Raw genomic sequence first — 25466 nt, 5'->3', positions numbered from 1 at the left:
CCCAACGATCCCACTGTGGGAGCGGGCTTGCTCGCGAAGGCGGCCTGGCAGGCGACGCTGTTATACCGAGTACATATCCATTCCTGCGGTAACGGCCACTTAGGGTTCCGCTTTTACAGCGGGTCACTTTTGGAAAAGAGCCCCAAAAGTAACCAAAAGGGCTCTTGCCCCACCACTCGGCACCTCGCTTAGGCTCGGTGTGCCCGAAATCCGCCAGTGATTTGGGGGGGCGCCGCCACGCGCCATCCATGGCGCGGGGCGGCTAAACCGGCATCCCTGCCGGTTTACCCCCCAAATCCCTGTCGAATTCCGGCCAGCGTGGTTTGACGGGGCGCTTCAGATCAAGAGCAAGATCAAGAGCGGCTCGCTTCGCATCGTGGTTACCCTCGGCTGCTATCGCAGGCAAGCCACAATGCCAGTCAGTCAAGCGGTCATCGCCTACTGGAGCGAGCTTGCTCGCGAAAAACGTCAACGATAACGCGTGCTTGCTGAATGAGCGCGGCGCCTGTGAGTTCTTCGCGAGCAAGCTCGCTCCTACAAAAAGCCCTTAGCTGACTGGCATTGAGGCAAGCCAGCTCCCACAGCGTTATCAGGTTTCGTCAGGGAAGCCCGGTTACTTACCGGGCGTCAGGGTCAACCTGGACTTGCCATACACCTTTTCAAAGTTCTGCGGCTGCATCGGGAAGCTCAGGTACTGCGCTTTCAGCGACGGGTCGATGCCGTTGGCATAGTTCGGGCTGGCCGGGTTGCCGGATTGGCCGATGCCACCCTGGCCCATCATCGGTTCCGCCTGGCCGAAGTCTATGATCATGCGCAGCGCCGACACCTGGGTCGCGTTGAAATCCTGGCCCCAGCTATACGGCGCCGGGTTCAAGGTATTGTGGTCGCCACCGCTGGCAAAGGGACCGCGGATGACCTGGCCGCTGGTATTTTTCCAGGTGGTGCTGTGCAGCTTGCCCCACTGCCAGGCCTTGTGGTCGGCGCCCAGTTGGCTGTCGCCAGTCGTGATGGCGGCGGCCAGGGTGCGAGCCAGGATCGCGGGTTTGTCTTCTTTTTGCGCTGTACGCGTGTCATCCCAGAATGGGCTGTCTTCACGGCCCAGCAGGTGGTCGGCGATGGCCGAGTAGGACAGGCTGGCGTTGCTGACGAAGGCTTTCCAACTGGCGCTGTTTTCCGGGCCGAGTTTGTCCAGGAAGATCTGCCGGGCGCTTTCCTGCAGGAACAGTTCGTAGATTGCCGCGTCAGCCGAGGTGGTTGCCAGCCGACCATCGAAGGCCATCAGGCGCTCCAGTGCTTCGCGGGCCTTGGCACGTTCCGCTGTCGGCAGGGCCTCGATGGCCTGCTTGAGCGGCTGGGCCATGCCGGGAGCCTGGAACATGTTCTTGAGTTTGGCGGCGAAGAGGGTGGTCTGGTCGTATTGCATGGCGATCAGGCTGCGGCTGTCATGCTTGCCGGCGTTGGCCAGTTGCGCCAGGCGCTCGCTGCGCTCCGGTGCATCCCAGGCGTTGGACAGTTGCATACCGTAGCCACGCGGCGCGGTGCGCTGATTGGCGGTGCCGATCCAGCCCTGGGCCGGGTCCTGGTCGTACGGGTGCAACATCGCGTCGGCGTAGCCGTCCCAGTCAAAGCGCGTGTCCCAGCCCGGCGATGGCAACAGGCCTTCGCCTTCGCGGCGGTTGGGAAAACGGCCGGTGACCTGCCAGCCGATGTTACTGGCGTCGGCGAAGATCATGTTCAAGGCGATGGCGCGAATCTCACGGGTGGCGTCCGAGGCCTTGCCGGCGTTTTGTGCGCGGGACAGGTCGAAGAACGCATCCAGGCTCTTGTCGTCCTTGAAGTCGGCGGTTTGCAAGGCCAGGCCAAGACCGCTGGTGAGCGCCTGGCTGCTGTTGAGCAGGGCACCGTGGCGGGTTTCGTATACGACTTCGCGAATCGAGCGCTGGCCCTTGATGAAGAAGGTTTCGTTGCGCACGCCGGCCGGCAGCCATTTGCCGTTGTTCTCGTAGTACAGCGCACTGCCCTGGCGTTTGACCTTCTCCAGGAACAGGTCCTGGGTGTCGCCCTTGACCGCGCTCATGCTCCACGCCACTTTGCCGTTGAAACCCGCCAGCAGGGTCGGCAGGCCGGCAATCGAAGCACCGACGGCCTGGTATTTGGGTGCACGAATCTGCACGTAGTTCCACGGCGACGGTACTTGTGGCTGGGCGGCGATATCGTTGGCCAACAGGCTTTTGCCGCTGCGGCTGCGTTGCGGGCCGATGGCCCAATTGCTTGAGGTGGTGACGCCCAGGGCATTGAGGCCGCGCAATTGCTGGCCCACCGTCTCCAGCCCGGCGAGGCCGGTGATCTGGTTCAGGTTGACGCCTTTGAGCTTGTCGGCTTCGGCCAGCGGGACGGGTTCGTCCGGTGCGCTTGGGGTGAGCCAGGCCAGCTTGTCGACGCCGACCTTCTGCGCCAGCACCAGGGACGAAAGCTCTTCCTGCAGATTGCTCGACTGGCTGAAATTGAGCAGGCAGAACAGCAGCGCCGAATCTTCCGGCTTCCAGTACTCGGGCTTGTAGCCGCTCTGGGCCAGGTCCGTCGGCAACTTGTCGCGGTAGCGGAACAGGTAGGCGTTGACGCCTCGGGCATACACTTCAAAGAAGCGTTTGAGGCGCGGCGATGAGGCGTTATACAACTCGCCAGCGCTTTTCTTGAGGTTGACCGCCCGCATAAAACGGTCGACGTCCAGCACTTGCGGCCCCGACATTTCCGCCAGACGGCCCTGGGCCAGCAGGCGCAGGGTGACCATCTGGGTGATGCGGTCGCTGGCATGCACGTAACCGAGGCTGAACAGTGCGTCGTGGAAGGTGTTGCTTTCGATCAGCGGCATGCCTTGGGCATTGCGGCGCACCGACACATTCTGTGCCAGGCCCTTGATTGGCTGCACGCCAGCAACGGGCGGCAGGGTGTCCTGGGTGTTCTGAAGCTGGCAACCGGCCAGGCCCAAGGCACTGACCACTGCCGCGGCAACGCCGAACCGGGGAAGAAAATGTAAGAGGGCTGGCGAGGCCATGGCAAAGCTCCTGCGGGGGGTAGCGTCAGTAAAGGCGCTACGTTAGTGAGCGCGGCGAAACGACGCAAGCGGGAGTTTTGGCAATTGCGTGAGAACTTGAAACAGCCACCAATCGAGGTGGGGGTTGGCTCAAGGCTTTGTAGGAGCGAGCTTGCTCGCGAGAAAACCATAGGCGCCGTGTTTATTCAGGAAACACGCGTTATCGTTGACGTTTTTCGCGAGCAAGCTCGCTCCTACTCGTGCGGTTTAAGCGCCGTGGCACTTCTTGAATTTCTTCTCGCTGCCGCACGGGCAAGGATCGTTGCGACCGACGTCCTTCAACGCATTGCGCACCGGCTCTTGGTGAGCGTGGCCGCAGTTCGGGCCGTGGACATGGCCGTGGTCGTGATCATGATGGTCATGATCGTGGTTGCAGTCAGGACCATGGACATGGGGTTGCTGTGTCATCGATGTTGCTCCGGAATAAAATCGCCGGGGATTATCTCGCCATTGTGTGCCACCTGCACGTCATTACCGATGAATAATCCGGTTTTCAGTTCGCCTTCCAAACGATAAGGCACGGGCCGGTCGGGATTTTTCAGCATCTGCACCACCTCACGCACCTGTGGCCAGAGGTTGGTGCGCACAGAGACCTTGAAGAATTTATGACCGCGTGGCGGTACGGTCAGCCACTCGTTGGACTCGCCTTCGGTCAACACCAGATTGCCCAGGCTGACCTTGTAGACCAGGCCACGCACGGTAAGGTCGGCGTCGTCGCGGTTGTCCACGCGAAAGTACAGCTTGAACTTCTGCTCCAGCAGCTTGGCCCGTACAACTTCGACCTTTACCAGGGAAACGTGGGGTGGCGGCGCGTCGTCTTCGAACCAGGACGCGCAGCCGGTCAGGCCCAGGGTCAACGCCAGCATCAAGCTATACATCCGAAGCATGGCGCTATCCCCGTCGGGTGATTAGAAGTAACTGGAACAGCACTTCTTGAATTTCTGCCCACTGCCACACAAACAGGCATCGTTACGTCCGGCCCTCACTTCTACCGTTGGGTCTATGAAGTACCAGCGCCCCCCATTCTGTACGAAAGAAGACTGCTCGCGGTGACTATGTTCACCAGTAGCGTCGTGCCAGCGCGCGGTAAAGGTGACAAAGGCGTGTTCCGGTTGGCCGCCGAACACCTCGGAGCTTTCCACCTCCAGGCCCAGCCAGGTGCTCTGGGCACTCCAGGCGGCAATGGCGTCGCGGTCCAGGCCGGCCCGTTGCGCAGGCAGCGTAGTGGCGACCAGGTAATCGACCAGGCCCAGTACATAGGCGCTGTAGCGCGAGCGCATCAGCGCGCTGGCACAGGGCGCCGGGTGACCGGCGTGATAATGGCCGCAGCAGGCATCCAGCAGATTGCCGCTGCCGCACGGGCAAATGGATGTACTCATCGGGTTACCACCAATACTTTCCGAAGTTTTCCGGGTTGGCCCAGAAGCGGGCGTTGAGCCAGTCCGGCACCTGTTTATAGTCAAGCAGATCATAGGTAAACAGCGTCAGCACCTGATCATCGCGTTGGAAGCGTTCGCCGGCTTGCAGGGCCAGGGAGAAAAAGTCGGTGTCCTTCCAGCCGCAGGCGACCAGGTCGGCCAGCACGGCAATGCGGCTGGCGTTGAGGTTACGGATGCCTCCGAGCAGGGTCAGGCCTTGGGGTTTGGACAGGTGCTCCAGGCAGTCGACCACCAGCGCGAGGTCAAAGCGCTGCACAGCGAGGTCTTCCGGCAACGGCCCTGGCGCGGCATAGAACACCTCGGTATCCGGGTGCGCAGCCCGGAAGGCATCCAGCGCCGGAAATTGGCTGGCGCCCACTAACAGCAGACGTTTTGGCCTGTGAAGGTCCAGCAGGGCCGCCAAGGCTTGTTGGGGCGTACGGGCAGAAATTCCAGCGGTCATTGCAGATCCTCGCATCAAGACCGTAGAGACTAGCGCGGCTGGGCGCGTGGGCCTAGAGCGCGGCGGTCGATACCCACCGAGGTGGAACTGAAGTTTTTTGATCCTTCACTGGCAAATCGCCGGTAGAAGTCGTTACTGTGCGCTCAAAGAAAAATTTGAAAACAGTCAGGAGCCCCATGATGCGTAAGGTTTTTCTGTTGGCCCTGTTGGTCAGCCCCGTTGCCCTGGCCCAGAGCGTCAGTGTCGAAACCCATTCGTTGATGCGCTTGCCCAGCAGCACCAGCGTGTTGCAGCTCGAGCGCCTGGACGTCGCGGACTACGGCACCTTGCTGATTCCGGCCACCATCAGCCAGGTCACGGTGGACGAGTTGCACTTGGGGCGCGACGCACGTATCACCATTGTGCCCGGCAATACCGCCTTGCAAATGCAGGTACGCGAGGCGCAGTTGGAGCACGGTAGCCAGATCACTTCTCGGGGCGCTCCCGGCACCCACGAAAAACCCGCCAAGGCTGGGCGTGATCTGACCTTGCGCATTAATTCGCTGACCGCCGAAGCGCTGTCGGTGGATGCCCGTGGTGGCGCTGGGGCCCAAGGGTATGCTGGCCTGGATGGTGCCAACGGCGTGGACCCGGGTTGCACCTGGGGTTCAGCCGGGCGCGGTTTCAATGGCGATAACGGCGGCGATGGCCGGCCAGGGGCGGCGGGCGCGCAGGTGCGCCTGGAGTTGCCGCAGGAGTTCCCGGCTGACCAGATCAAGGTGTTGGTCGATGGCGGGCCGGGTGGCCTGGCGGGGGTTGCGGGTAAACCCGGCAAGGGCGGGCAGTCCAAGGGCTGCCTGGTGTACCGCGCGGACGGCGGCGAAAAGGGCCGGCCAGGGTTGGAAGGGCAACCGGGGCCGGCTGGGCCTGCGGGGTCTGTGACTATTCAGCGGCTGTAGGAGCGAGCTTGCTCGCGAAAAACGTCAACGATAACGCGTGCTTCCTGAATAAACGCGGCGTCTGTGAGTTTTTCGCGAGCAAGCTCGCTCCTACAAGCGTTAGGGCAAGCCAACAGCTCAGAACATCGGCCGAGCCGAAGCCACCGCCACCACCACCAACCCCACGACCAAGTTAATCCCCACCAACCTGCGAATCTGCCCCAGCGCAGCCGCGCCCGCCGGCCAATCTTCAGCCGCCACCGCTGCCTTCAGCTCCGGGAGCTTCAACGCCTGGATGCGGATAAACAAAGCCGTCATCACCAGATACAACCCCATCATCACCTGCACATAACGCGGCGCGGTCTCAAAACCACTGAAGCGCAGTTGCAGCAAACCAATGCCACTGATCGGTAAAAGCACCACCGCCACCCATACCCATACAAAAAAACGTTGAAACACATTTGCCCATAGCTTGAGCCGCGCAGGGCCCTCAAGCGCCGCCATGGCGGCGGGGCGCAGGATCATCCAGGCGAAAAACATGCCGCCGACCCAGATCAGGGCGGCCAGTACATGCAGGGTGTAAGCGAGGCTAAACGCGGTCATTGTGGTACTCCGTTCTGCGCGGGATTAATTAGCGGGGTATGATAGCGGCCGATCCGAACCACTGAAAATTTATCCAGCGTTTTTTGCGCCCGACTATCCATGATCAGCACTGAACTCAAAACCACGATCCAGGGCGCCTATTCGCGTTTTCTCGAAGCCAAGAGCTTGAAACCGCGCTACGGCCAACGCCTGATGATCGCCGAAGTGGCAAAGGTCCTCGGGGATATCGACACCGACGACGAAGGCCGCCGCGAGGGTGAGCCTGCGGTAGTGGCCGTCGAGGCCGGTACCGGTACCGGCAAGACCGTGGCCTACAGCCTGGCCGCGATCCCCACGGCCAAGGCCGCTGGCAAGCGCCTGGTCATCGCCACCGCCACCGTCGCGCTGCAAGAGCAGATTGTCTACAAAGACTTGCCCGACCTGATGCGCAACAGCGGCTTGAACTTTACCTTCGCCCTCGCCAAGGGCCGTGGCCGCTACATGTGCCTGTCCAAGCTCGACGTATTGCTGCAGGAAGGCCACGCACAAACGGCCACCGCCTCGCTGTTCGAAGAAGAAGGCTTCAAGATCGAGGTGGATGAGGCCAGCCAGAAGCTGTTTACCAGCATGATCGAGAAGCTGGCCGGCAACAAATGGGACGGCGACCGCGACAGTTGGCCCACCGCCCTGGAAGATTCCGACTGGGCGCGCCTGACCACCGACCACAGCCAATGCACCAACCGCCATTGCCCCAACTTCGGCCAGTGCGCCTTCTACAAGGCGCGCGAAGGCATGGGCAAGGTAGATGTCATCGTCACCAACCACGACATGGTATTGGCTGACCTGGCCCTGGGTGGCGGCGCGGTACTGCCCGACCCACGCGACACCCTCTATGTGTTCGACGAAGGCCACCACCTGCCAGACAAGGCCATTGGCCATTTCGCCCATTACACCCGCTTGCGCTCCACGGCCGACTGGCTGGAAACCACTGCCAAGAACCTCACCAAGTTGCTGGCCCAGCACCCATTGCCCGGCGACCTGGGCAAGTTGATTGAGCAAGTGCCGGAGCTGGCGCGCGAGATCAAGACCCAGCAGCAGTTCATGTTCAGCGCCTGCGAGCAGGTTGCAGACTTCAAGCCCGGCGAAGACGTCGAGGGCCGCGAGCGCCCGCGCCACCGTTTTGTCGGCGGAATGATTCCCGAGCACATGCGCGAAATGGGCATCGAGCTTAAGAAAGGCTTTTCGCGCCTCACCGACCTGTTCACCCGCCTGACGGATTTGCTCAAGGAAGGCATGGATGGCGAGGTCAATATCGGCATCGCCAGCAACCAGGCCGAAGAGTGGTATCCCTTGTTCGGCAGTTTGCTGTCTCGTTCCCAAGGCAATTGGGAGCTATGGACCGCCTTCACCGTCGAAGACCCGGAAGACAACCCGCCCATGGCCCGTTGGCTGACGTTGTCGGAAAGCGGTGCGCTGTTCGACATCGAGGTCAATGCCAGTCCGATCCTCGCCGCCGAAATGTTGCGCCGCAACCTGTGGAACGTCGCCTACGGCTGCCTGGTAACCTCCGCCACGCTGACGGCCCTGGGCACCTTTGACCGCTTCCGCATGCGCGCCGGCCTGCCGAAAAAGGCCGTCACGGCCGTGGTGCCCAGCCCGTTTCATCACGCCGACGCCGGCGTACTGCGGGTGCCAGACCTCAAGGCCGACCCACGGGACGCGGCGGCGCACACGGCCGCGATCATCCGTGATCTGCCGTCCCTGGTGGAAGGTTCGCGGGGCACCCTGGTGTTGTTCTCATCACGCAAGCAGATGCAGGACGTGTTCGACGGCCTCGACCGCGACTGGCGCAAGCAGGTGTTTATCCAGGGTAACCTGTCCAAGCAGGAAACCCTGAACAAGCACAAGGCGCGGGTCGACGGTGGGGATTCCAGCGTGTTGTTCGGCCTGGCCAGTTTTGCCGAAGGCGTGGACTTGCCCGGTGCCTACTGCGAACACGTGGTGATCGCCAAGATCCCGTTCTCGGTGCCGGATGACCCGGTCGAGGCCGCACTGGCCGAATGGATCGAAGCCCGGGGCGGCAACCCGTTCATGGAAATCTCGGTGCCGGATGCCTCACTGAAGCTGGTGCAGGCCTGCGGGCGTCTGCTGCGTACCGAAGAAGACCGCGGCACCATCACCTTGCTCGACCGTCGCCTGGTCACCCAGCGCTATGGCAAGGCGATCCTCAATGCATTGCCGCCATTCAGGCGCGAAATTTCTTAAGCCACCGTGGGCGGATTCGCCCACTCTGTGGTCTATCTCATCACTATCACCAGGCCAGTCACCGGCCGTTTGGGAGAACCTTGTTCGTATGATTCGCACGCTGCCCGCTCTTTTTGCCCTGCTGTTCGCGACGCCCTTGATGGCGGCGCCCGAGGGGCAACAAACGCTGTTCAACTTCGTCCGGCCTGCCGATGTGGTCAAGGTGGCGACCCAGGACGCCAGCCTGCCGCAATACAACGCCGAACAAACGCCCGAAGGCGAGGTGCTGCGCCGCATCACCTTCAACCCAGCGGCCGAGCCGAGCCTGGTGCTCAGCCCGCAGACGGGTACCTGGGATTGGTCGCAATCGAGCGCCATGAGCCTGCGTATCCAGAGCGCGATGAACTGGGCGCTGACCCTTTACGTCAAGGTGCAGAGCGCCGACGGCAAGACGCTCGTCAGCCGCATCGACCTTCCGGCCGGCCCGGCCCAGACGTTGCTCGTCCCGCTGCAAGCCAACTCACCGCTGAGCCAGGGCATGAAGGCCGGCCCGCCGATGCCGATGACCGTGGATGGCCAGCGGGTATTGCTGGCCGCCAGCGCCGGGGAAATCGACCGCAGCCAGGTCGTCTCGGTGACCCTGTCGATGCTCAAGCCCAATGCCGCTCAAAGTATCCTGCTGGAGCGCTTTGGCGTGCAGGACAGCGAACCGGTATTGAAGGCTGCCTACACTGAACTGGTGGATGCCTATGGCCAATCCAGCCGCGCACGCTGGCCGGAGAAGGTCAGCAGCGACGAGCAACTCAAGGCATCGGCCGCCAAGGAACAACAGCAGCTCAAGACCTGGCTGGCCGAGCGGGACAAGTCCTCCCTGGATCAATACGGTGGCTGGAAAAAGGGCCCGGCCTTCGACGCCAGCGGTTTTTTCCGCACCCAGAAGCGCGACGGCCGCTGGTACCTGGTGACGCCGGACGGGCATCCGTTCTACTCCCTGGGGGTGAACACCGTGGCGCCGGACAACAGCCAGACCTACGTGGCGGGGCGCGAGTGGATGTTCGCGGCGCTGCCCAAGGCCGGCGAACCCTTTGATAAGTACTACGGCAGCGACGACAGCCGCACCGGCAACGGCGCCGGTGAAGGCCGAGGTTTTGGCTCGGGGCGTTGGTACGATTTCTATGGGGCCAACTTGCAGCGCACTTACGGCGGTGACGCGTTGAACCAGCCACGCTGGGTGACCCATACCCTCGATCGCCTGCAAGCCTGGGGCTTCAACACCGTCGGCAACTGGAGCGATCCGGACCTGGCCACTGCCGACCGCGTGCCGTACACCTTGCCGCTGTCGATTGTCGGTGACTATGCCAGCATCAGCACCGGCACCGACTGGTGGGGCGGCATGCCCGACCCGTTCGACCCGCGCTTTGCCATGGCCACCGAGCGCGCAGTGGCTATTGCCGCACGCGATCACCGCGACGATCCTTGGCTGATCGGTTTCTTTGCCGACAACGAACTGGCCTGGGCCGGTCCTGGCGAGGATGCAAAATCCCGCTACGCCCTGGCGTACGGCACCCTGCGCATGACCACCGACGTGCCGGCCAAGCGCGCCTTCCTCAAGCAACTGCGCGATAAATACCGCAATGAAGAGGGCCTTTCCAAAGCCTGGGGTATTCACCTGGCCGGTTGGGAGCTGATGGAAGACCCAGGCTTCGAGCCGCCGATGCCCAGCCCTGAACACCCGGAAATCGAAGCCGACTTCAAGTATTTCCAGAAGACCTTCGCCGATGCTTACTTCAAGACCATTTCCGATTCGCTGAAGTGGCATGCGCCCAACCAGCTGTTGCTGGGCGGCCGTTTTGCGGTGAGCACGCCCGAGGCCGTCGCTTCGTGCGCGCAGTATTGCGACGTGCTGAGCTTCAACATGTACACCTTGAAACCCCAGGACGGTTATGACTTCGCCGCGCTGCGTGCGCTGGACAAACCGGTACTGATCACCGAATTCAACTTTGGCTCCGCCGACCGCGGCCCGTTCTGGGGCGGCGTGACGCAACTGGCCCGCGAAGAGGACCGCGGCGCGGCGTACTCCACCTTCCTCAAGCAGGCGGTGGCCGAGCCGTCGATTGTCGGAGTGCATTGGTTCCAGTATTTGGACCAGCCGGTAACCGGGCGTCTGCTGGATGGTGAAAACGGCCATTTCGGCCTGGTCGGCATCACCGATGTACCCTTCCAGGGCTTTGTCGAGATGGTGCGCAAGAGCAACCTGGCCGCGCTCGACCAATTAGGGCGTGAGGCGCAAAAAGCCAAGGCCACCCAAGCGACGCGTGAAAGTGACGCCGGCAAACCGGGGCGCGACGGCAATGGCGCGGGGCAGGGCGCTGGGCATGCCGGTGGGCACGCTGGGAATGGGCATTGATTCATCGTTGACGGGTTCACAAAACCTACAATGGCTGAAAGAATGGCGACCACTTTTGATGGCGTTTTCCTAGGGGGTTCAGGTGCAGATTCAGGGTCATTACGAGCTGCAGTTCGAAGCGGTGCGCGAAGCTTTCGCCGCCCTGTTCGATGACCCCCAGGAGCGTGGTGCCGGGCTGTGCATCCAGATCGGTGGGCAAACCGTCGTCGATCTGTGGGCCGGCACGGCCGACAAGGACGGTGCCGAGGCCTGGCACAGCGATACCATCGTCAACCTGTTCTCCTGCACCAAGACCTTCACGGCAGTGACTGCCCTGCAACTGGTGGCCGAAGGCAAGCTCAAGCTTGATGCGCCGGTGGCCGAGTACTGGCCGGAGTTTGCCGCTGCTGGCAAGGACGCGATCACGTTGCGCCAGTTGCTCTGCCACCAGGCCGGGCTGCCTGCCATCCGCGAAATGCTGCCCACCGAGGCTCTGTACGACTGGCAGTTGATGGTCGATACCCTGGCGGCCGAGGCCCCGTGGTGGACACCGGGCCAGGGCCACGGCTATGAGGCGATCACCTACGGCTGGCTGGTTGGCGAATTGTTGCGCCGCGCCGACGGGCGCGGGCCGGGGGAGTCGATCGTGGCGCGGGTGGCACGCCCATTGGGGCTGGACTTCCATGTAGGCCTGGCGGATGAAGAGTTTTATCGAGTCGCTCATATAGCGCGCAGCAAAGGCACTATGGGGGATGAAGCCGCGCAACGGTTACTTCAAGTAATGATGCGCGAGCCGGCGGCGATGACTACCCGTGCATTTGCCAACCCACCGTCTATTCTGACCAGCACTAATAAGCCCGAATGGCGACGCATGCAGCAGCCTGCGGCGAATGGCCACGGTAATGCGCGCAGCCTGGCCGGGTTTTATAGTGGTTTGTTGGACGGTAGTTTGCTGGAAAGCGACATGCTCGAACAATTGACCCGCGAGCACAGTATCGGGCTGGATAAAACCTTATTGACCCAAACCCGCTTCGGCCTGGGCTGCATGTTGGATCAACCGCAGTTGCCCAATGCCACGTTCGGCCTTGGGCCACGTGCATTCGGGCATCCCGGGGCAGGAGGCTCGGTCGGGTTTGCCGACCCAGAACATGATGTAGCCTTCGGTTTTGTGACTAATACCCTGGGGCCTTACGTACTTATGGACCCGCGGGCCCAGAAGTTGGTCGGAATATTGGCCGGTTGTCTATAAACCCCTTGCTGTTTCACAATTTTTTGTTACAAAGGCAAGTATAAAAAAGATGCTGAACGACATGTTGTAACTTGAATGTTCTTTTAGCGTCTATTTAACGGGTCCCGCGACCCTCTGGTTTTTCTCATTTTGTGGATATCTCATGTTATCGAACAAGTCTTTGGCACTGGCGCTGTGCCTCACTATTACGGGTTGTGCACAAACTCCACAGAATGATGCCGAAGGTGGGCATTGGTGGTCATTTGGATCTGAAAAAGCTGCGACCAAGGATCCAGTGGCCCAGACCGACGCCAAGCCAGATGCCAAACCCGACGCCAAGCCGGCCGCCGGTGCCAAGCCTGTTGAACCTGTCGCCGCTGCTGCTGCACCTGCCCCGGCCGCCAAGGCTGACACCGGTTACAGCTGGTGGCCGTTTTCCACCAAGAGCGCCGAAGAAAAAGCCGCCGACGCCAAGGCCGACCTGAAAGCCGACCTCAAGGCGGCAACCCCGGCCTCGGACGCGGCGCCTGTCGTGGCCAAGACCGACAGCGAGCCGCGCTGGTGGTGGCCGTTCGAAAGCAAGCCAAAGCCATTGGCCAAGGTCGATGTGACCAATGTACAAATGCCTGACCCGAAGATCACCCAAGCCTGGCTGGACGAATACGAACCACGCCTGCGTGCGGCGATCAAGGACAGCAACCTGCAACTGGAGCGCCGTGACAACACCCTGGTGGTGATTGCCCCGGTAGACGGTTCCTACAACCCGAAGCGTCCGGCCATGTTGCTGCCGGTGACCCTGGGCCCGTTCACGCGGGTGGCCAAGGCCGTTGAAGCTGACCCGAAGACCGCCGTACTGGTGCTGGGCCACGTTGATGCCACGGGCAGCGCCCCGGCCAGCCAGGCGTTGAGCAAGGAACGCGCGCAGTCCATTGCCTCGATTTTCAGCCTGAGTGGTCTGAAACAGGATCGCTTGATGCTGCGTGGCATGGGCGACCTTATGCCGCGTGCCGCCAACGACAGCAATCAGGGGCGTGCGCTGAACCGTCGCATGGAAATCATGTTCACTCAGCGTACAACGATGTTGGCACTGCTGAGCAAGTACAACTCCGGCAAGACCCCGCCCGTAGCCGAAATGGTCGCGGTGCAGAATGTGCCTGCGCCAGCACCGGCGGCAAAAGCGCCTGCCAAAAAGGCCACGGCCAAGAAAGCGGCGGCCAAGCCAGCGGCTAAAAAGGCTGCGGCCAAGCCGGCAGCGAAGAAACCTGCCACGGCAAAAGCCAAGGCGGCACCCGCTTCGAACGACCAGGCGAAAAACTGAGCTGTCGAACCACAAGGATAAAGCCGCATGACCCAGGCACTGGCCGATATGCGCCGTGACTACACACGGGACGGTTTGAGCGAGGCCCAGGCCCCGGACGAGCCGTTTGCGTTGTTCCACCAATGGTTTGGCGATGCGGTGAAAACCGAACAGCCCCCGGTGGAGGCCAATGCCATGACGCTGGCGACGGTCGACCAGGACGGTCGCCCGCACTGCCGTATCCTGCTGCTCAAGGGCCTGGATGCACAGGGCTTTACCTTCTTCACCAACTATCAGAGCGCCAAAGGTGAGCAACTCGCGGCGCGGCCGTTTGCGGCCATGACCTTCTTCTGGCCAACCCTGGAGCGCCAGGTACGCATTGAAGGACGCGTGGTCAAGGTCGCGCCTGAAGAGTCGGATGCTTATTACCAGGTGCGCCCGTTGGGCAGCCGCCTGGGCGCCTGGGCCTCTCCGCAGAGCAAAGTCATTCGTGATCGCGAAGAGCTGCAGGCGCTGCTCAAGGCCACTGAAGAGCGTTTCAGCGATACCCAGCCCGATTGCCCCGAGCATTGGGGTGGGTACCGTTTACTGCCTGAGCGCATCGAGTTCTGGCAAGGCCGCGCCAGCCGCCTGCATGATCGCCTCAACTACCGCTTGCAAGACGGCCAATGGTGCCGCGAGCGCCTGGCGCCCTGAGCGTCACCTTTCGTCATCCCACCTGAATCAGCACCGTTGCGTCGAAGTCTCTGTTCAAGAGACTTCGGACGCTTTCGGCTGTGCGGCTACACTGATCGAGCCGGTTATGGCATCGTTCTGTACCCTGGCTTGGTTACCGTTCGTCGAGTTCTCTGGTGCTGGCAGTCTGTACTCAGGCTGAATGAAAGCAAGTTTCTGCCTGGTGCGCCGTGACACGCGCCAAGCCACAGCGTTTAATGAATACCTGTCCTTTGGAGTTGATGCTATGCGTAAGTCCGTTTTACTAGTTGCCTGCTTTACCACCCTGTCGTTGCTGTTGGGTGGCTGCGCCTCGAGTCTGACCGGCGACTCGTACTCTCGTGATGAGGCGCGTCGTGTACAGACCGTTCGCATGGGCACCATCGAATCCCTGCGTCCAGTGAAAATCGAAGGCACCAAAACCCCAATCGGCGGCGCCGCGGGCGCAGTCATTGGCGGCGTTGGCGGCAGCGCCATCGGTGGCGGCCGTGGCAGCATCGTGACTGCTGTGATCGGCGCAGTTGCGGGCGGCCTGCTGGGCTCGGCCACCGAAGAAGGCCTGACCCGTACCCAGGGTGTGGAAATCACCGTGCGCGAAGACGACGGCAGCATGCGTGCCTACGTACAAGCCGTGCAGGAAAATGAAATTTTCCGCATTGGCGACCGCGTACGCATCATGACCGTCGACGGTACCAGCCGCGTTACTCGCTAAGCCTTAAGCTACAGGCGAAGAAAAACCCCCAACCGGGTGACCGGTTGGGGGTTTTGTTTGGGAGCGAGCTTGCTCGCGAAAAACGTTAACAATAACGCGTGCTCAATGAATGAACGCGGCGCCTGTAAGTTTTTCGCGAGCAAGCTCGCTCCTACAACTGACTGACTTCAATCATGCAACGACGGCTTTCTTGCGACTTGCCATCGCCGTCACCGCGTATCCGATAAAGGCCGCCAGGATCGACCCGGTCAGAATCCCCATGCGATCTTCACCGGCAAACTCACTGGCGCCTGGCACAAACGCCAGGGAGCCGACAAACAGGCTCATGGTGAAGCCGATCCCGCACAGGATCGCCACACCCAGTACCTGGCCCCAATTGGCGCCGCTAGGCAGTGAGGCGATGCCGGTCTTGATCGCCAGCCAGGTGAGGCCGAACACACCGACAGTCTTGCCTATCAACAGGCCGGCGGCGATGCCCATGGGTACGGAGTGGGTGAAGCTCTCCAGGCTGACACCGGTGAGGGACACACCGGCATTGGCGAACGCGAACAGCGGCAGGATGGCATAGGCCACCCACGGATGCAGGGCGTGTTCCAGGCTCAGCAGCGGTGAGGTTTCGGCATTCTTGGTGCGCAGTGGAATGCAGAACGCCAGGGTTACACCCGCCAAGGTCGCATGCACACCGCTCTTGAGCACGCACACCCACAGGATCAGGCCGATGATCATATACGGCCCCAGTTTGATCACGCCCAGGCGGTTCATCGCAATCAGCGCAATCAAGCACGCCCCCGCGCCCACCAGGGATGCCGTGGACAAGTCAGCGGAATAGAACAAGGCAATGACGATGATGGCGCCAAGGTCATCAATGATCGCCAGGGTCATCAGGAACAGCTTCAGCGACACCGGTACGCGCTTGCCCAGCAGGGCCAGAACGCCCAGCGCGAAGGCAATGTCGGTGGCCATAGGGATCGCCCAGCCGGCCAGGGCGGCCGGGTTGTCCTTGTTAAGCGCCCAGTAGATCAGCGCCGGCACCACCATGCCGCCGATGGCCGCTGCGCCAGGCAGCACCACTTGGGAAGGCTTGGACAGGTGACCATCCAGGAGCTCGCGTTTGACCTCCAGGCCGATCAGCAGGAAAAACAGGGCCATCAGGCCATCGTTGATCCATAGCAGCGCTGGCTTGGCGATTTTCAACGCGCCCACCTGTGCCACTACCGGCGTGTCGAGAAAGGCGTTGTACAGGTGCGACAACGGAGAGTTGTTGATGATCAGCGCCAAGGCGGCAGCGGCGATCAACAACAGGCCGCTGGCGGCTTCCAGCTGGAAGAAACGGGTGAAAGTGCTACGCAGAGGCAAGGGATGCTCTCCAATCCAGGTTCAATAGGTGGGTACCCTAACCCGTACCGTTAGTTGTTAAAACAAAAGTTATATTCTTATTTGTTATAAGAGATGGGCCAGGGCATCGGTGGGCCAAAGACTAGCAATTGTGTGTCCAATTGCGTCGTCACTGTATCTGTGTGAAGTGTAGGAAACATCCTAAGATCACCGCTGAAAACCTTTAGAGAACCCACCATGAGCGACCACCGTACCTGGGCCCGCGAAGCCATTCGTATCATTGAAGCGGACTTCCAGCGGAGCGCCGATACCCACCTGATCCCGCTGCCATTACCGGGTTTGCCAGGCATCGAGTTGTACTTCAAGGATGAGTCCAGCCACCCCACCGGCAGCCTGAAACACCGGCTGGCGCGCTCGTTGTTTCTGTATGCGCTGTGCAATGGCTGGCTCAAGCCGGGTGCTCCTGTGATTGAAGCGTCCAGCGGCTCCACGGCGATCTCGGAAGCCTATTTCGCGCGCTTGCTCGGCTTGCCGTTTATTGCCGTCATGCCCGCTACGACGTCCCAAGAGAAGATCGCCCAAATCGCCTTCTACGGTGGCGAGAGCCATCTGGTCCAGGACCCGACGCAGATCTATGCCGAATCCGAACGCCTGGCCCAGGAAAGCGGTGGTCACTTCATGGACCAGTTCACCTACGCCGAACGTGCCACCGACTGGCGTGCGAACAACAACATCGCCGAGTCGATCTTCCAGCAGATGCGCTTTGAACAACACCCGGAGCCGAGTTGGTTGATTTCCAGCCCTGGCACCGGCGGCACCACCGCGACCCTGGGCCGCTATGTGCGTTATCGCCAGCATTGCACGCGGGTGTTGTGTGCCGATGCCGAACGCTCGGTGTTCTTCGACTTCTACCAGAGTGGTGACGCCAGCCTGCGCCTGGACTGTGGCTCGCGGATTGAAGGGATTGGTCGCCCACGGGTGGAGGCATCGTTTCTGCCGGCGGTGATTGACGCCATGGTCAAGGTGCCGGATGCATTGTCCCTGGCGGCCATGCATTACCTGGCTGAGCGTCTGGGGCGACGGGTTGGCGGTTCCAGCGGGACCAACCTGATCGGTGCGCTGATGGCGGCGCAACAGATGAAAGCGGCGGGGGCGTCGGGGTCGATCGTCGCGATCTTGTGCGATGGCGGTGAGCGCTATGCCACGACCTATTACGATCAAGCGTGGCTGGCGGGGCAGGGCTATGAGCTGGAAGGGTTGATCGCGGCAGTTGCGGCGAGTGTCGAACGCGGTGAGGCGCTACCCGCTAACATCCTGCGCGCTAATATCTGACATCCTACAAAGCAGTGTGGGAGCTGGCTTGCCTGCGATAGCGGAATGTCAGTCGACAAGTTTATCGACTGGACCACCGTATCGCAGGCAAGCCAGCTCCCACACTGGATTTATGCTTGCCGACAGAGTGCTTCAGGCCTCGATGCCGAGCATATCCCGCGCCAACGCCTCGGCGATCCGAATCCCGTCGACACCCGCCGACAGAATCCCACCTGCATACCCCGCGCCTTCACCGGCCGGGAACAAGCCTTTGACGTTCAGGCTCTGCATCGACTCATCGCGGGTAATGCGCAAGGGTGACGAAGTGCGAGTCTCGATGCCGGTCAGCACCGCATCGTGCAGCGAGTAACCTTTGATCTGCTTCTCGAACGCCGGCAAGGCTTCGCGGATGGCTTCGATGGCGAAGTCCGGCAAGGCCAGGGCCAGGTCGCCCAACGACACGCCAGGTTTGTAGGACGGCTCCACACTGCCCAGTGCGGTGGAGGGTTTGCCGGCAATGAAGTCACCTACCAGTTGCGCCGGGGCCTCGTAGTTACTGCCGCCGAGGATGTAGGCGTGGGACTCCAGGCGCTCCTGCAACTCGATACCGGCCAGCGGGCCACCTGGGTAATCCACCTCGGGGGTAATGCCTACCACGATGCCGGAGTTGGCATTGCGCTCGTTACGCGAGTATTGGCTCATGCCGTTGGTCACGACACGATGGGGTTCCGAGGTCGCAGCCACGACGGTGCCGCCCGGGCACATGCAGAAGCTGTAGACCGAACGGCCATTCTTGGCGTGGTGCACCAGCTTGTAGTCCGCTGCGCCCAGCTTGGGGTGGCCAGCGTATTTGCCCAGGCGTGCGGCGTCGATCAGCGACTGCGGGTGCTCGATACGGAAACCCACCGAGAACGGCTTGGCTTCCATGTACACGCCACGGTCGTGGAGCATGCGGAAGGTGTCACGGGCGCTGTGGCCCAAGGCAAGAATCACGTGCTTGGAAAGGATCTGCTCGCCGCCATCGATGACCACGCCGTTCAACTGGCCGTCTTCGATCAACACGTCGGTGACCCGCTGCTCGAAGCGCACTTCACCGCCCATGGCGATGATCTGCTCGCGCATGTTTTCCACCACGCCGGTCAGGCGGAAGGTGCCGATGTGCGGCTTGCTGACGTAGAGGATTTCTTCCGGCGCGCCGGCCTTGACGAACTCGTGCAGCACTTTGCGACCGTGGAATTTCGGGTCCTTGATCTGGCTGTACAGCTTGCCGTCGGAGAAGGTGCCTGCGCCGCCTTCTCCGAATTGCACGTTGGACTCGGGGTTGAGCACGCTTTTGCGCCACAGGCCCCAGGTGTCCTTGGTGCGTTGGCGCACTTCCTTGCCGCGTTCGAGGATGATCGGCTTGAAGCCCATCTGTGCCAGCAGCAGCCCGGCGAAGATCCCGCAGGGACCGAAGCCCACCACGATTGGCCGCTCAGCCAGGCCTTCCGGCGCCTGGCCCACCACCTTGTAGCTGACATCCGGTGCCGGATTGACATTGCGGTCGTCGGCAAACTTGAGCAGCAGGGCGGCTTCACCCTTCACGTTCAGGTCGACGGTGTAGATGAAGCACAGCTCAGAGGTCTTTTTACGCGCGTCGTAGCTGCGCTTGAACAGGGTGAAATCGAGCAGGTCATCACTGGCGATGCCCAGGCGCTGCACGATGGCAGTGCGCAGGTCTTCTTCGGGATGGTCGATGGGCAGCTTGAGTTCGGTGATTCGTAACATGACAGGATCCGGTAGGCGGCGGGCAAGGAGGCCGGCTGTTTTGCAAACCGGCGATTATAAGCCCCAATGGCAAGTTTCCGTCAGGTTAAAACAGCACAGGGCCTAATCAGTCGTCCCGCGAGCCGCCGAATGCTGCGCAACCACGCTGCACCTGGCCGTTCACACGCAACTCGGCGCTCATGTGTTGCAGGCTGCCGCTCACACTGTCGACGCAGCGCTGGGGCGCCACCCACAGTTCGATGTGCTGGTTATTGGCTTCGGTCATCAGGTTGAAGCGGCCGTCGCCCAGTTGTTCCTCGACGTACGGCACTGCCAAAGGTGGCTGGCCTTCGCGTTCCAGTACCATGCCCTTGGCCGTGACATTCATTGCCCAGGCGGGTTTATGGCCGTTGGCCCGCAGGATCATGCGCTTGAAGTCCGGGTCGGAGCACGCTGAGGTCGAGCGTTCGACGCGATACAGCTGTTGCAGGTCTACTGAACCCTGGGTGCCGCTGGCGACCCCGGAAAACTTGCCACGCAGGTCGGCAAACAGCATGCCCTGCTGGCCGGCCAGCGAGGCGGCTTCCTGCAGGACGCTGGTGCCGCCGGTGTCGTTGACCACGTAGCTACGCTGGTCGCCGCAGGGCTGGAACAGCAGTTTGCCGTCCACCGCGGTCAACTCACCCTGCATACGGGTCAGCCCGACAGTCGATGGCTTGGCCGGCTCGCTTTCGAACAACTGGCAGGCGGCGAATACAGGAAGCAAGGCAAACAGGACGAGGGTACGGGCGGCGCGCATTATCGGGTCTCCAGGCAAGTGCCGCCACGTTACGCAGGCTGGCCGTGCATCACAAGCCCGCTTGCCAGCTTCAGGCGTTTCTTACAGCACTCACCCTCACCCCACGATAAAAGTCTGACCAGTTTGTAGGCCCTCGACGCTTTTTGCGTAAGCCAGCGCCACATCGGCGGCGGGGGCAGGTTTGTAGCCACGGAAATAAGGGGCATAGCTGCCCATGGCTTCCAGCAGCACAGTCGGGCTGACCGAGTTGATACGCAGGCCGCGTGGCAATTCAATGGCCGCCGCTTTGACGAAGGCGTCCAGAGCACCGTTGACCAACGCCGCGCAAGCGCCGGTGCGGATCGGATCACGGTTCAGGATGCCGCTGGTGAAAGTGAATGAAGCGCCATCGTTGGCGTACTCACGGCCGATCAACAGCAGGTTGACCTGGCCCATCAGCTTGTCACGCAGGCCCAATTCGAAATCGCTGTCGTTCATGTCTCCCAGGGGCACGAAGTTGACGCTGCCTGCCGCGCAGATCAGGGCGTCGAACTTACCGGTCTGCTCGAACAGCTTACGGATCGAGGCGCTATCGCTGATATCCACCTGAAAGTCGCCGCTGGTGCGGCCGATGCTGATCACTTCGTGGCGTTGGGCCAGTTCCGCTTTGACCGCTGAACCGATGGTGCCGCTGGCACCGATCAATAGGATTTTCATCGTTCTGTTCCTCTGGGTTAACGACCTGTAGGAGCGAGCTTGCTCGCGAAAAACTCACAGACGCCGCGTTTCTTCGGGTAGCCCGCGTTATCGTTGACGTTCTTCGCGAGCAAGCTCGCTCCTACAGTGGTATGGGTTCGCATTCAGTTTAGTGTGGCTTTTTAGCCGGATAAACGTGCTAATAGGCAACCTTTGGTTTTCAAATGGAAACAGTCCATGAGCGAAATGGATGACCTGGCGGCGTTCGCCGTGCTGATCGAAGCCGGCAGTTTCACCGTGGCGGCCGCACAATTGGGCTGCAGCAAAGGGCAGTTGTCCAAGCGCATCAGCCAGTTGGAAGCGCAGTTTGCCGTGGTTTTGCTGCACCGCACCACGCGCAAGCTGAGCCTTACCGCTGCCGGCGCGGCGTTGCTGCCCCAGGCACAAGCATTGGTGGTGCAGGTGGAACGCGCTCGCCAGGCATTGGCGCGGCTCAAAGATGATTTGGCTGGCCCTGTGCGTATGACCGTTCCAGTGTCGTTGGGTGAAACCTTCTTCGATGGCTTGCTGCTGGAGTTCTCCAAGCAATACCCGCAGGTGCAAATCGAGCTGGAGCTCAATAACAGCTACCGAGACTTGGCACGGGATGGCTTTGACTTGGGGGTACGTTCGGGCGCCATCGAACATGAACGCTTGGTGGCTAAACCTTTGCTGGCCTGGCATGAGATGACCTGCGCCAGCCCGGCTTATCTGGAACAGCATGGCGAGCCGCAGACCCCGGCGGACCTGGCGGCGCACAGCTGTTTGCTCAACAGTCATTACAGTGGCCGCGAGGAATGGTTGTACCACCAGCAACACGAATTGCTGCGGGTGAAGGTGAGCGGCACCTTCGCCTCCAACCACTACAACCTGCTGAAAAAAGCCGCGTTGGTCGGCGCCGGTATTGCCCGCCTGCCGTCCTACGTTCTACCCACGGAGCTGGCTGACGGCCGATTGCGCTGGCTGCTGCGCGACTATCAGACACGCAGCATGCCGATGTACCTGGTGCATCCCTATCAGGGCGGCTTGCCACGGCGTACCCAGGTGTTGGCCGACTACCTGGTGGACTGGTTCAAGCGCAGCGGCGAAGCGCTGGATCGGCTTCAGCGATAGCGACGGGCAATCAGGTGGTCGATGGACAGGCAGCCTGGGCCTTTGGCAAGCAACAGCAATAACAGCGCAAGCCAGGTGCCGTGAGTGGGATAGGCGTCAGGGTAGACGAACAGCTGGATGGTCAAGGTCATGCCGATCAAGGCCAGGGCCGAGAAGCGCGTGGCGAACCCCAGCAGAATCAATACCGGGAAAAAGTGCTCGGCAAAGGTTGCCAGGTGCGCGGCCACCTGCGGCGACAGCAGAGGCAATTGGTATTCGCTGCGAAACAAAAAGAGTGTCGAGGCGGCAAGTTTGGGCTCACCCCATTGGAAGGTGCCGCTGATCAGGTCAATGGCAAAGCCTTCGACCTTGGTCTGGCCAGACTTCCAGAACACCGCCGCAATGGAGAAGCGCGCGATAAAGGCGATCAGGCTGTAGGGGATTTTTTCAAACAGTGCGACGGTTCGCTTTACCAGGCAGGGAGCGGGAATGTTCATGGCAATACCTCTGGTTGCAGATGCAAATGGGTGATGGCGTCGTGGCTGATCAACAGCGTGAGACATTGGTGCAAATCGAATTCGTCGCAGGCCTGCAGGGCGTCAGCGATGGCCATTTCCAGCCCGGCGCCTTGGATGAGTCGGTTGATAAAGGTCACAGACCCGCTGTCGATGGCGAATACCTTGACCGCCAACCCTTGGCGCAAGACCAGCCCGCCTTGGGCATACCAGGGGTTCAAGCTGGCGATGGTCCCGTCGGCCTGGTGCGCCGCCCAAACCGATACCACCGCGTAGGAAGATTCCAGCGTGGCAAGTGACGGATGCAGTCGTACACGCAGTTGCCCCAGTTGCGCGCAGCCTTGCAGTTGCTCAAGTACGCAGTGCTGATTCAGAACCTGGCAATCCGCCGCGTGATAAGCGCGAACCCTCAAGCGTTCCAGCCGGGCGACGTCGGCCAGGTAGGGCACGCTCGATGCCGGTTCGAAACCCTGGATAAAGTCAGAGAACGTGCTGCCGTACTCACTGATCAACGGGCTAGTGGGCGGGTGAGCCTGGGCATACAGGCCGGCCATGGCGCGGAAAAACTCATCACCGACCAATTGCCGCGCCACCGGGTAGGCGGCTGCCAAAGCATTGATCAAAGCGCTATGGACATTGTTTCGATACACCGCAAAGCGGCTCGCCGGCTCGGCACCGTTGCTGCTGAACACGCCCTCGGGGCAGGTTGCTTGCGGGGCCAGTAGAGCCTCGGCGAATGTTTGCTGAATACTCATCGGGCCACCTGCGACAAATACCATTCGGCCTGCCGGGCCTCTGCTTGCAACACGCCGAGCGCAGGCACCTGGTTATCCCGCTCGATCAGCGTCGCCACCGCTCCGGTTCGCGCCAGTACCTGTGCGTACAGCTGCCACACGGCGTTATCGATCGGCGCGCCGTGGTCGTCGATCAGCAGGCGGTCGCCCAGGCTGTCGGTGTCCTCGGCAAAACCGGCCAGATGAATCTCACCCACTGCGTGCAACGGCAAGGCATCGATGTAGGCCAGCGGGTCGCGCTGGTGATTGATGCAGGACACGTAGACGTTGTTGACGTCGAGTAGCAGGCCGCAACCGGTACGGCGGATGATCTGGCTGATGAAGTCGGTTTCGTCCAGGGTAGAGCGCTGAAACTGCAGATAAGTGGAGGGGTTTTCCAGCAGCATCGGCCGCTTGAGCGTGCTCTGTACCTGGTCCACGTGTTCGCATACCCGCTCCAGGGTGCAGGCGTCGTAGGCCAGGGGCAGCAGGTCGTTGAGAAACACCGGGCCGTGGCTGGACCAGGCCAGGTGTTCGGAGAAAGATTGGGGTTGATAGCGTTCGATCAGTGTGGCCAGGCGTGCCAGGTGCTCGCGGTCCAAGGGGCCTTCTCCGCCGATCGACAGGCCGACGCCGTGCAGTGACAGGGGGTACTGCGCACGAATCAATCCCAGGTAGTGATGAAACGGGCCGCCGGCCACCATGTAGTTTTCGGCGTGTACTTCGAAAAAACCGATGTCGGGGCGGGTCTCGAGCACCTCGGTGAAGTGCTCGGTCTTGAGCCCCAGCCCGGCCCGATAGGGAAGGCCGGGCACCTGAGCCGGTGAGACCGCGTGTTGGGCTGTAAGCGTCATCATCAGTACTCAGGCTGCGTGGGGTTCAGGATTTGGCGGTGAAAGCCGCTTCCTGGCCAAAACCTGTCGGCGAGGTGGTGCTTGGGGTCTTGGTGCAAGTGCCGGCGGGGACCAGCTTCCAGGCATTGGCCTGGTCTTTGGTTTTGGAGGTGCCGGCGCAGGAAGTACCGGCGCCCGCGGCGCAGTCATTCTTGCCGGCTTCAGCCACGCCGAAGCATTTCTGCATGTCATCGGCCGCGTGGGCGGTGGTGGTCAGGGCGGACAGGCTCAGGGCAGAACCAAGGGCCAGAACGAGGGTGGCAGCGGACAGTTTGGTGGTCATGGTGTGTCTCCAGCAGTGGTTGAATGCGCAGGCTTGATTGCCTGCATGCACCACTAGAGAGGGCTCGACGAATTGCGTTACACAAACTTCGAAAATAAACTAAATATTGCGGTTCACACCAAACAAATGTGGGAGCGGGCTTGCTCGCGAATGCAGCGTGTCAGCCAACAGTTTCCTGGCTGATTCACCGCATTCGCGAGCAAGCCCGCTCCCACATTTTTGATCCGGTTCCTATAGCAGCCTTCGTTTAGCCGCCGAGGTACGCCTCCCGCACCTTCGGATCCGTCAGCAGTTGCTCGCCAGTGCCTTGCATCACCACCCGACCGTTTTCCAGCACATAGGCACGGTCAGCGATTTTCAGCGCCTGGTTGGCGTTCTGCTCCACCAAAAACACCGTCACACCGTCCTTGCGCAGCTGTTCGATGATGTCGAAGATCTGCTGGATGATGATCGGTGCCAGGCCCAGGGAAGGCTCGTCCAGGAGCAACAGCTTGGGCTTGCTCATCAGCGCCCGGCCGATGGCGAGCATTTGCTGCTCGCCGCCGGACATGGTGCCGCCACGCTGGCTGAAGCGTTCCTTGAGGCGGGGGAACAGGTGCAGCACCTTGTCCATCTGCTCCTGGTAATCGCCTTTGTCGGTAAAGAACCCACCCATGGCCAGGTTCTCTTCCACGGTCAGGCGCGAAAACACCCGACGGCCTTCCGGCACCACCGCAATGCTCTTGCGCATGATCTCGGCGGAGTGCTTGCCCACCAGTTCTTCACCCATGTAGCGGATGCTGCCACTGTAGGCTTGCGGCGAACCGCACAAGGTCATCAGCAAGGTCGATTTGCCGGCACCGTTGGCGCCGATCAGGGTGACAATCTCACCCTGACGCACTTCCACATTGACGCTGTGCAGGGCCTGGATCTTGCCGTAGAAAGTGGAAACGTTTTCGAATTGCAGCATT

24 protein-coding genes are annotated in these 25466 nt (G+C 61.3%); 9 read left to right on the top strand and 15 right to left on the bottom strand.

Annotated features, from left to right (window positions below; translation table 11 throughout):
• Positions 1-613: 613 nt before the first annotated feature.
• The 5 genes from BUE92_RS06390 to BUE92_RS06370 all read right to left on the bottom strand — a co-directional run bounded on the left by BUE92_RS06390 (position 614) and on the right by BUE92_RS06370 (position 4975).
• The gene (locus BUE92_RS06390) at positions 614-3055 is read right to left on the bottom strand and encodes a penicillin acylase family protein (protein WP_073522629.1); all 2442 of its coding nucleotides are present in this window, start codon (positions 3053-3055) and stop codon (positions 614-616) included.
• 246 nt (positions 3056-3301) lie between these two features.
• Positions 3302-3502, bottom strand: a complete 201-nt coding sequence (locus BUE92_RS06385; RefSeq protein WP_003189235.1) for an SEC-C metal-binding domain-containing protein — start codon at positions 3500-3502, stop codon at positions 3302-3304.
• A complete protein-coding gene (locus BUE92_RS06380; RefSeq protein ID WP_054897983.1) occupies positions 3499-3981 on the bottom strand; it encodes an LEA type 2 family protein in 483 nt (160 codons plus the stop codon). The genes BUE92_RS06385 and BUE92_RS06380 overlap by 4 nt, the downstream gene beginning before the upstream one ends.
• A 21-nt stretch (positions 3982-4002) precedes the next feature.
• Complete coding sequence (locus BUE92_RS06375) at positions 4003-4473, bottom strand: YchJ family protein (protein WP_073522628.1); 471 nt, start codon at positions 4471-4473, stop codon at positions 4003-4005.
• 4 nt (positions 4474-4477) lie between these two features.
• Positions 4478-4975: a DUF6231 family protein gene (locus tag BUE92_RS06370; RefSeq protein WP_073522627.1), complete on the bottom strand. Its 498-nt coding sequence runs from the start codon at positions 4973-4975 to the stop codon at positions 4478-4480.
• Between the two features lie 179 nt (positions 4976-5154).
• Between BUE92_RS06370 and BUE92_RS06365 the strand changes: the two genes are divergently transcribed.
• Positions 5155-5913 (top strand): collagen-like triple helix repeat-containing protein, encoded by a 759-nt coding sequence (locus BUE92_RS06365; protein ID WP_073522626.1) that lies wholly within the window; start codon positions 5155-5157, stop codon positions 5911-5913.
• 117 nt (positions 5914-6030) lie between these two features.
• On the opposite strand, the gene BUE92_RS06360 is transcribed toward BUE92_RS06365, so the two are convergent.
• Positions 6031-6495: a CopD family protein gene (locus tag BUE92_RS06360; protein WP_073522625.1), complete on the bottom strand. Its 465-nt coding sequence runs from the start codon at positions 6493-6495 to the stop codon at positions 6031-6033.
• A 99-nt stretch (positions 6496-6594) separates the two neighbouring features.
• On the opposite strand from BUE92_RS06360, the gene dinG reads away from it, so the two are divergent.
• From dinG to BUE92_RS06330, 6 genes are all read left to right on the top strand, one after another.
• The gene (gene dinG / locus BUE92_RS06355) at positions 6595-8739 is read left to right on the top strand and encodes an ATP-dependent DNA helicase DinG (RefSeq protein WP_073522624.1); all 2145 of its coding nucleotides are present in this window, start codon (positions 6595-6597) and stop codon (positions 8737-8739) included.
• 88 nt (positions 8740-8827) lie between these two features.
• Positions 8828-11125: a beta-galactosidase gene (locus BUE92_RS06350; RefSeq protein ID WP_073522621.1), complete on the top strand. Its 2298-nt coding sequence runs from the start codon at positions 8828-8830 to the stop codon at positions 11123-11125.
• A gap of 82 nt (positions 11126-11207) precedes the next feature.
• Positions 11208-12353, top strand: coding sequence for a serine hydrolase domain-containing protein (locus tag BUE92_RS06345; RefSeq protein WP_060764380.1), 1146 nt, complete (start codon positions 11208-11210; stop codon positions 12351-12353).
• Positions 12354-12495: 142 nt separating this feature from the next.
• Positions 12496-13650, top strand: a complete 1155-nt coding sequence (locus BUE92_RS06340; protein ID WP_073522620.1) for an OmpA family protein — start codon at positions 12496-12498, stop codon at positions 13648-13650.
• 27 nt (positions 13651-13677) lie between these two features.
• On the top strand, positions 13678-14325 hold the full coding sequence (gene pdxH / locus BUE92_RS06335) for a pyridoxamine 5'-phosphate oxidase (RefSeq protein WP_073522619.1): 648 nt from the start codon (positions 13678-13680) through the stop codon (positions 14323-14325).
• Between the two features lie 265 nt (positions 14326-14590).
• The gene (locus BUE92_RS06330) at positions 14591-15055 is read left to right on the top strand and encodes a glycine zipper 2TM domain-containing protein (RefSeq protein WP_003189251.1); all 465 of its coding nucleotides are present in this window, start codon (positions 14591-14593) and stop codon (positions 15053-15055) included.
• Between the two features lie 171 nt (positions 15056-15226).
• Here the strand turns inward: BUE92_RS06330 and nhaA are convergent, their stop codons facing one another.
• The gene (gene nhaA, locus BUE92_RS06325) at positions 15227-16411 is read right to left on the bottom strand and encodes a Na+/H+ antiporter NhaA (RefSeq protein WP_073522618.1); all 1185 of its coding nucleotides are present in this window, start codon (positions 16409-16411) and stop codon (positions 15227-15229) included.
• Positions 16412-16627: 216 nt separating this feature from the next.
• On the opposite strand from nhaA, the gene BUE92_RS06320 reads away from it, so the two are divergent.
• Positions 16628-17722: a PLP-dependent cysteine synthase family protein gene (locus tag BUE92_RS06320; protein ID WP_073522617.1), complete on the top strand. Its 1095-nt coding sequence runs from the start codon at positions 16628-16630 to the stop codon at positions 17720-17722.
• Between the two features lie 132 nt (positions 17723-17854).
• Here the strand turns inward: BUE92_RS06320 and BUE92_RS06315 are convergent, their stop codons facing one another.
• The 3 genes from BUE92_RS06315 to BUE92_RS06305 form a co-directional block, all read right to left on the bottom strand.
• On the bottom strand, positions 17855-19468 hold the full coding sequence (locus tag BUE92_RS06315) for an NAD(P)/FAD-dependent oxidoreductase (RefSeq protein WP_073522616.1): 1614 nt from the start codon (positions 19466-19468) through the stop codon (positions 17855-17857).
• A 106-nt stretch (positions 19469-19574) separates the two neighbouring features.
• Positions 19575-20246, bottom strand: coding sequence for a COG3650 family protein (locus tag BUE92_RS06310; RefSeq protein WP_073522615.1), 672 nt, complete (start codon positions 20244-20246; stop codon positions 19575-19577).
• Between the two features lie 96 nt (positions 20247-20342).
• Positions 20343-20942, bottom strand: a complete 600-nt coding sequence (locus BUE92_RS06305; RefSeq protein WP_073522614.1) for a short chain dehydrogenase — start codon at positions 20940-20942, stop codon at positions 20343-20345.
• A 216-nt stretch (positions 20943-21158) separates the two neighbouring features.
• On the opposite strand from BUE92_RS06305, the gene BUE92_RS06300 reads away from it, so the two are divergent.
• On the top strand, positions 21159-22073 hold the full coding sequence (locus tag BUE92_RS06300) for a LysR family transcriptional regulator (protein ID WP_073522612.1): 915 nt from the start codon (positions 21159-21161) through the stop codon (positions 22071-22073).
• On the opposite strand, the gene BUE92_RS06295 is transcribed toward BUE92_RS06300, so the two are convergent.
• From BUE92_RS06295 to BUE92_RS06275, 5 genes are all read right to left on the bottom strand, one after another.
• A complete protein-coding gene (locus BUE92_RS06295; RefSeq protein WP_073522609.1) occupies positions 22064-22549 on the bottom strand; it encodes a DoxX family protein in 486 nt (161 codons plus the stop codon). The two genes, BUE92_RS06300 and BUE92_RS06295, sit on opposite strands and share 10 nt — an antisense overlap.
• A complete protein-coding gene (locus tag BUE92_RS06290; protein WP_073522607.1) occupies positions 22546-23322 on the bottom strand; it encodes an HvfC/BufC N-terminal domain-containing protein in 777 nt (258 codons plus the stop codon). Before BUE92_RS06290 ends, BUE92_RS06295 begins: the two co-directional genes overlap by 4 nt.
• Positions 23319-24197 (bottom strand): MNIO family bufferin maturase, encoded by an 879-nt coding sequence (gene bufB, locus BUE92_RS06285; protein WP_073522604.1) that lies wholly within the window; start codon positions 24195-24197, stop codon positions 23319-23321. The genes BUE92_RS06290 and bufB overlap by 4 nt, the downstream gene beginning before the upstream one ends.
• Positions 24198-24219: 22 nt before the next feature.
• The gene (locus tag BUE92_RS06280; protein WP_034125953.1) at positions 24220-24516 is read right to left on the bottom strand and encodes a BufA1 family periplasmic bufferin-type metallophore; all 297 of its coding nucleotides are present in this window, start codon (positions 24514-24516) and stop codon (positions 24220-24222) included.
• Positions 24517-24763: 247 nt separating this feature from the next.
• Positions 24764-25465: an ABC transporter ATP-binding protein gene (locus BUE92_RS06275; protein WP_003193540.1), complete on the bottom strand. Its 702-nt coding sequence runs from the start codon at positions 25463-25465 to the stop codon at positions 24764-24766.
• Position 25466 lies beyond the last annotated feature (1 nt).

This window comes from Pseudomonas fluorescens (genome assembly GCF_001902145.1).
GTDB classification, from domain to species: Bacteria; Pseudomonadota; Gammaproteobacteria; order Pseudomonadales; family Pseudomonadaceae; genus Aquipseudomonas; species Aquipseudomonas fluorescens_BV.
This window is presented reverse-complemented; position numbering and strand designations above follow the sequence as displayed.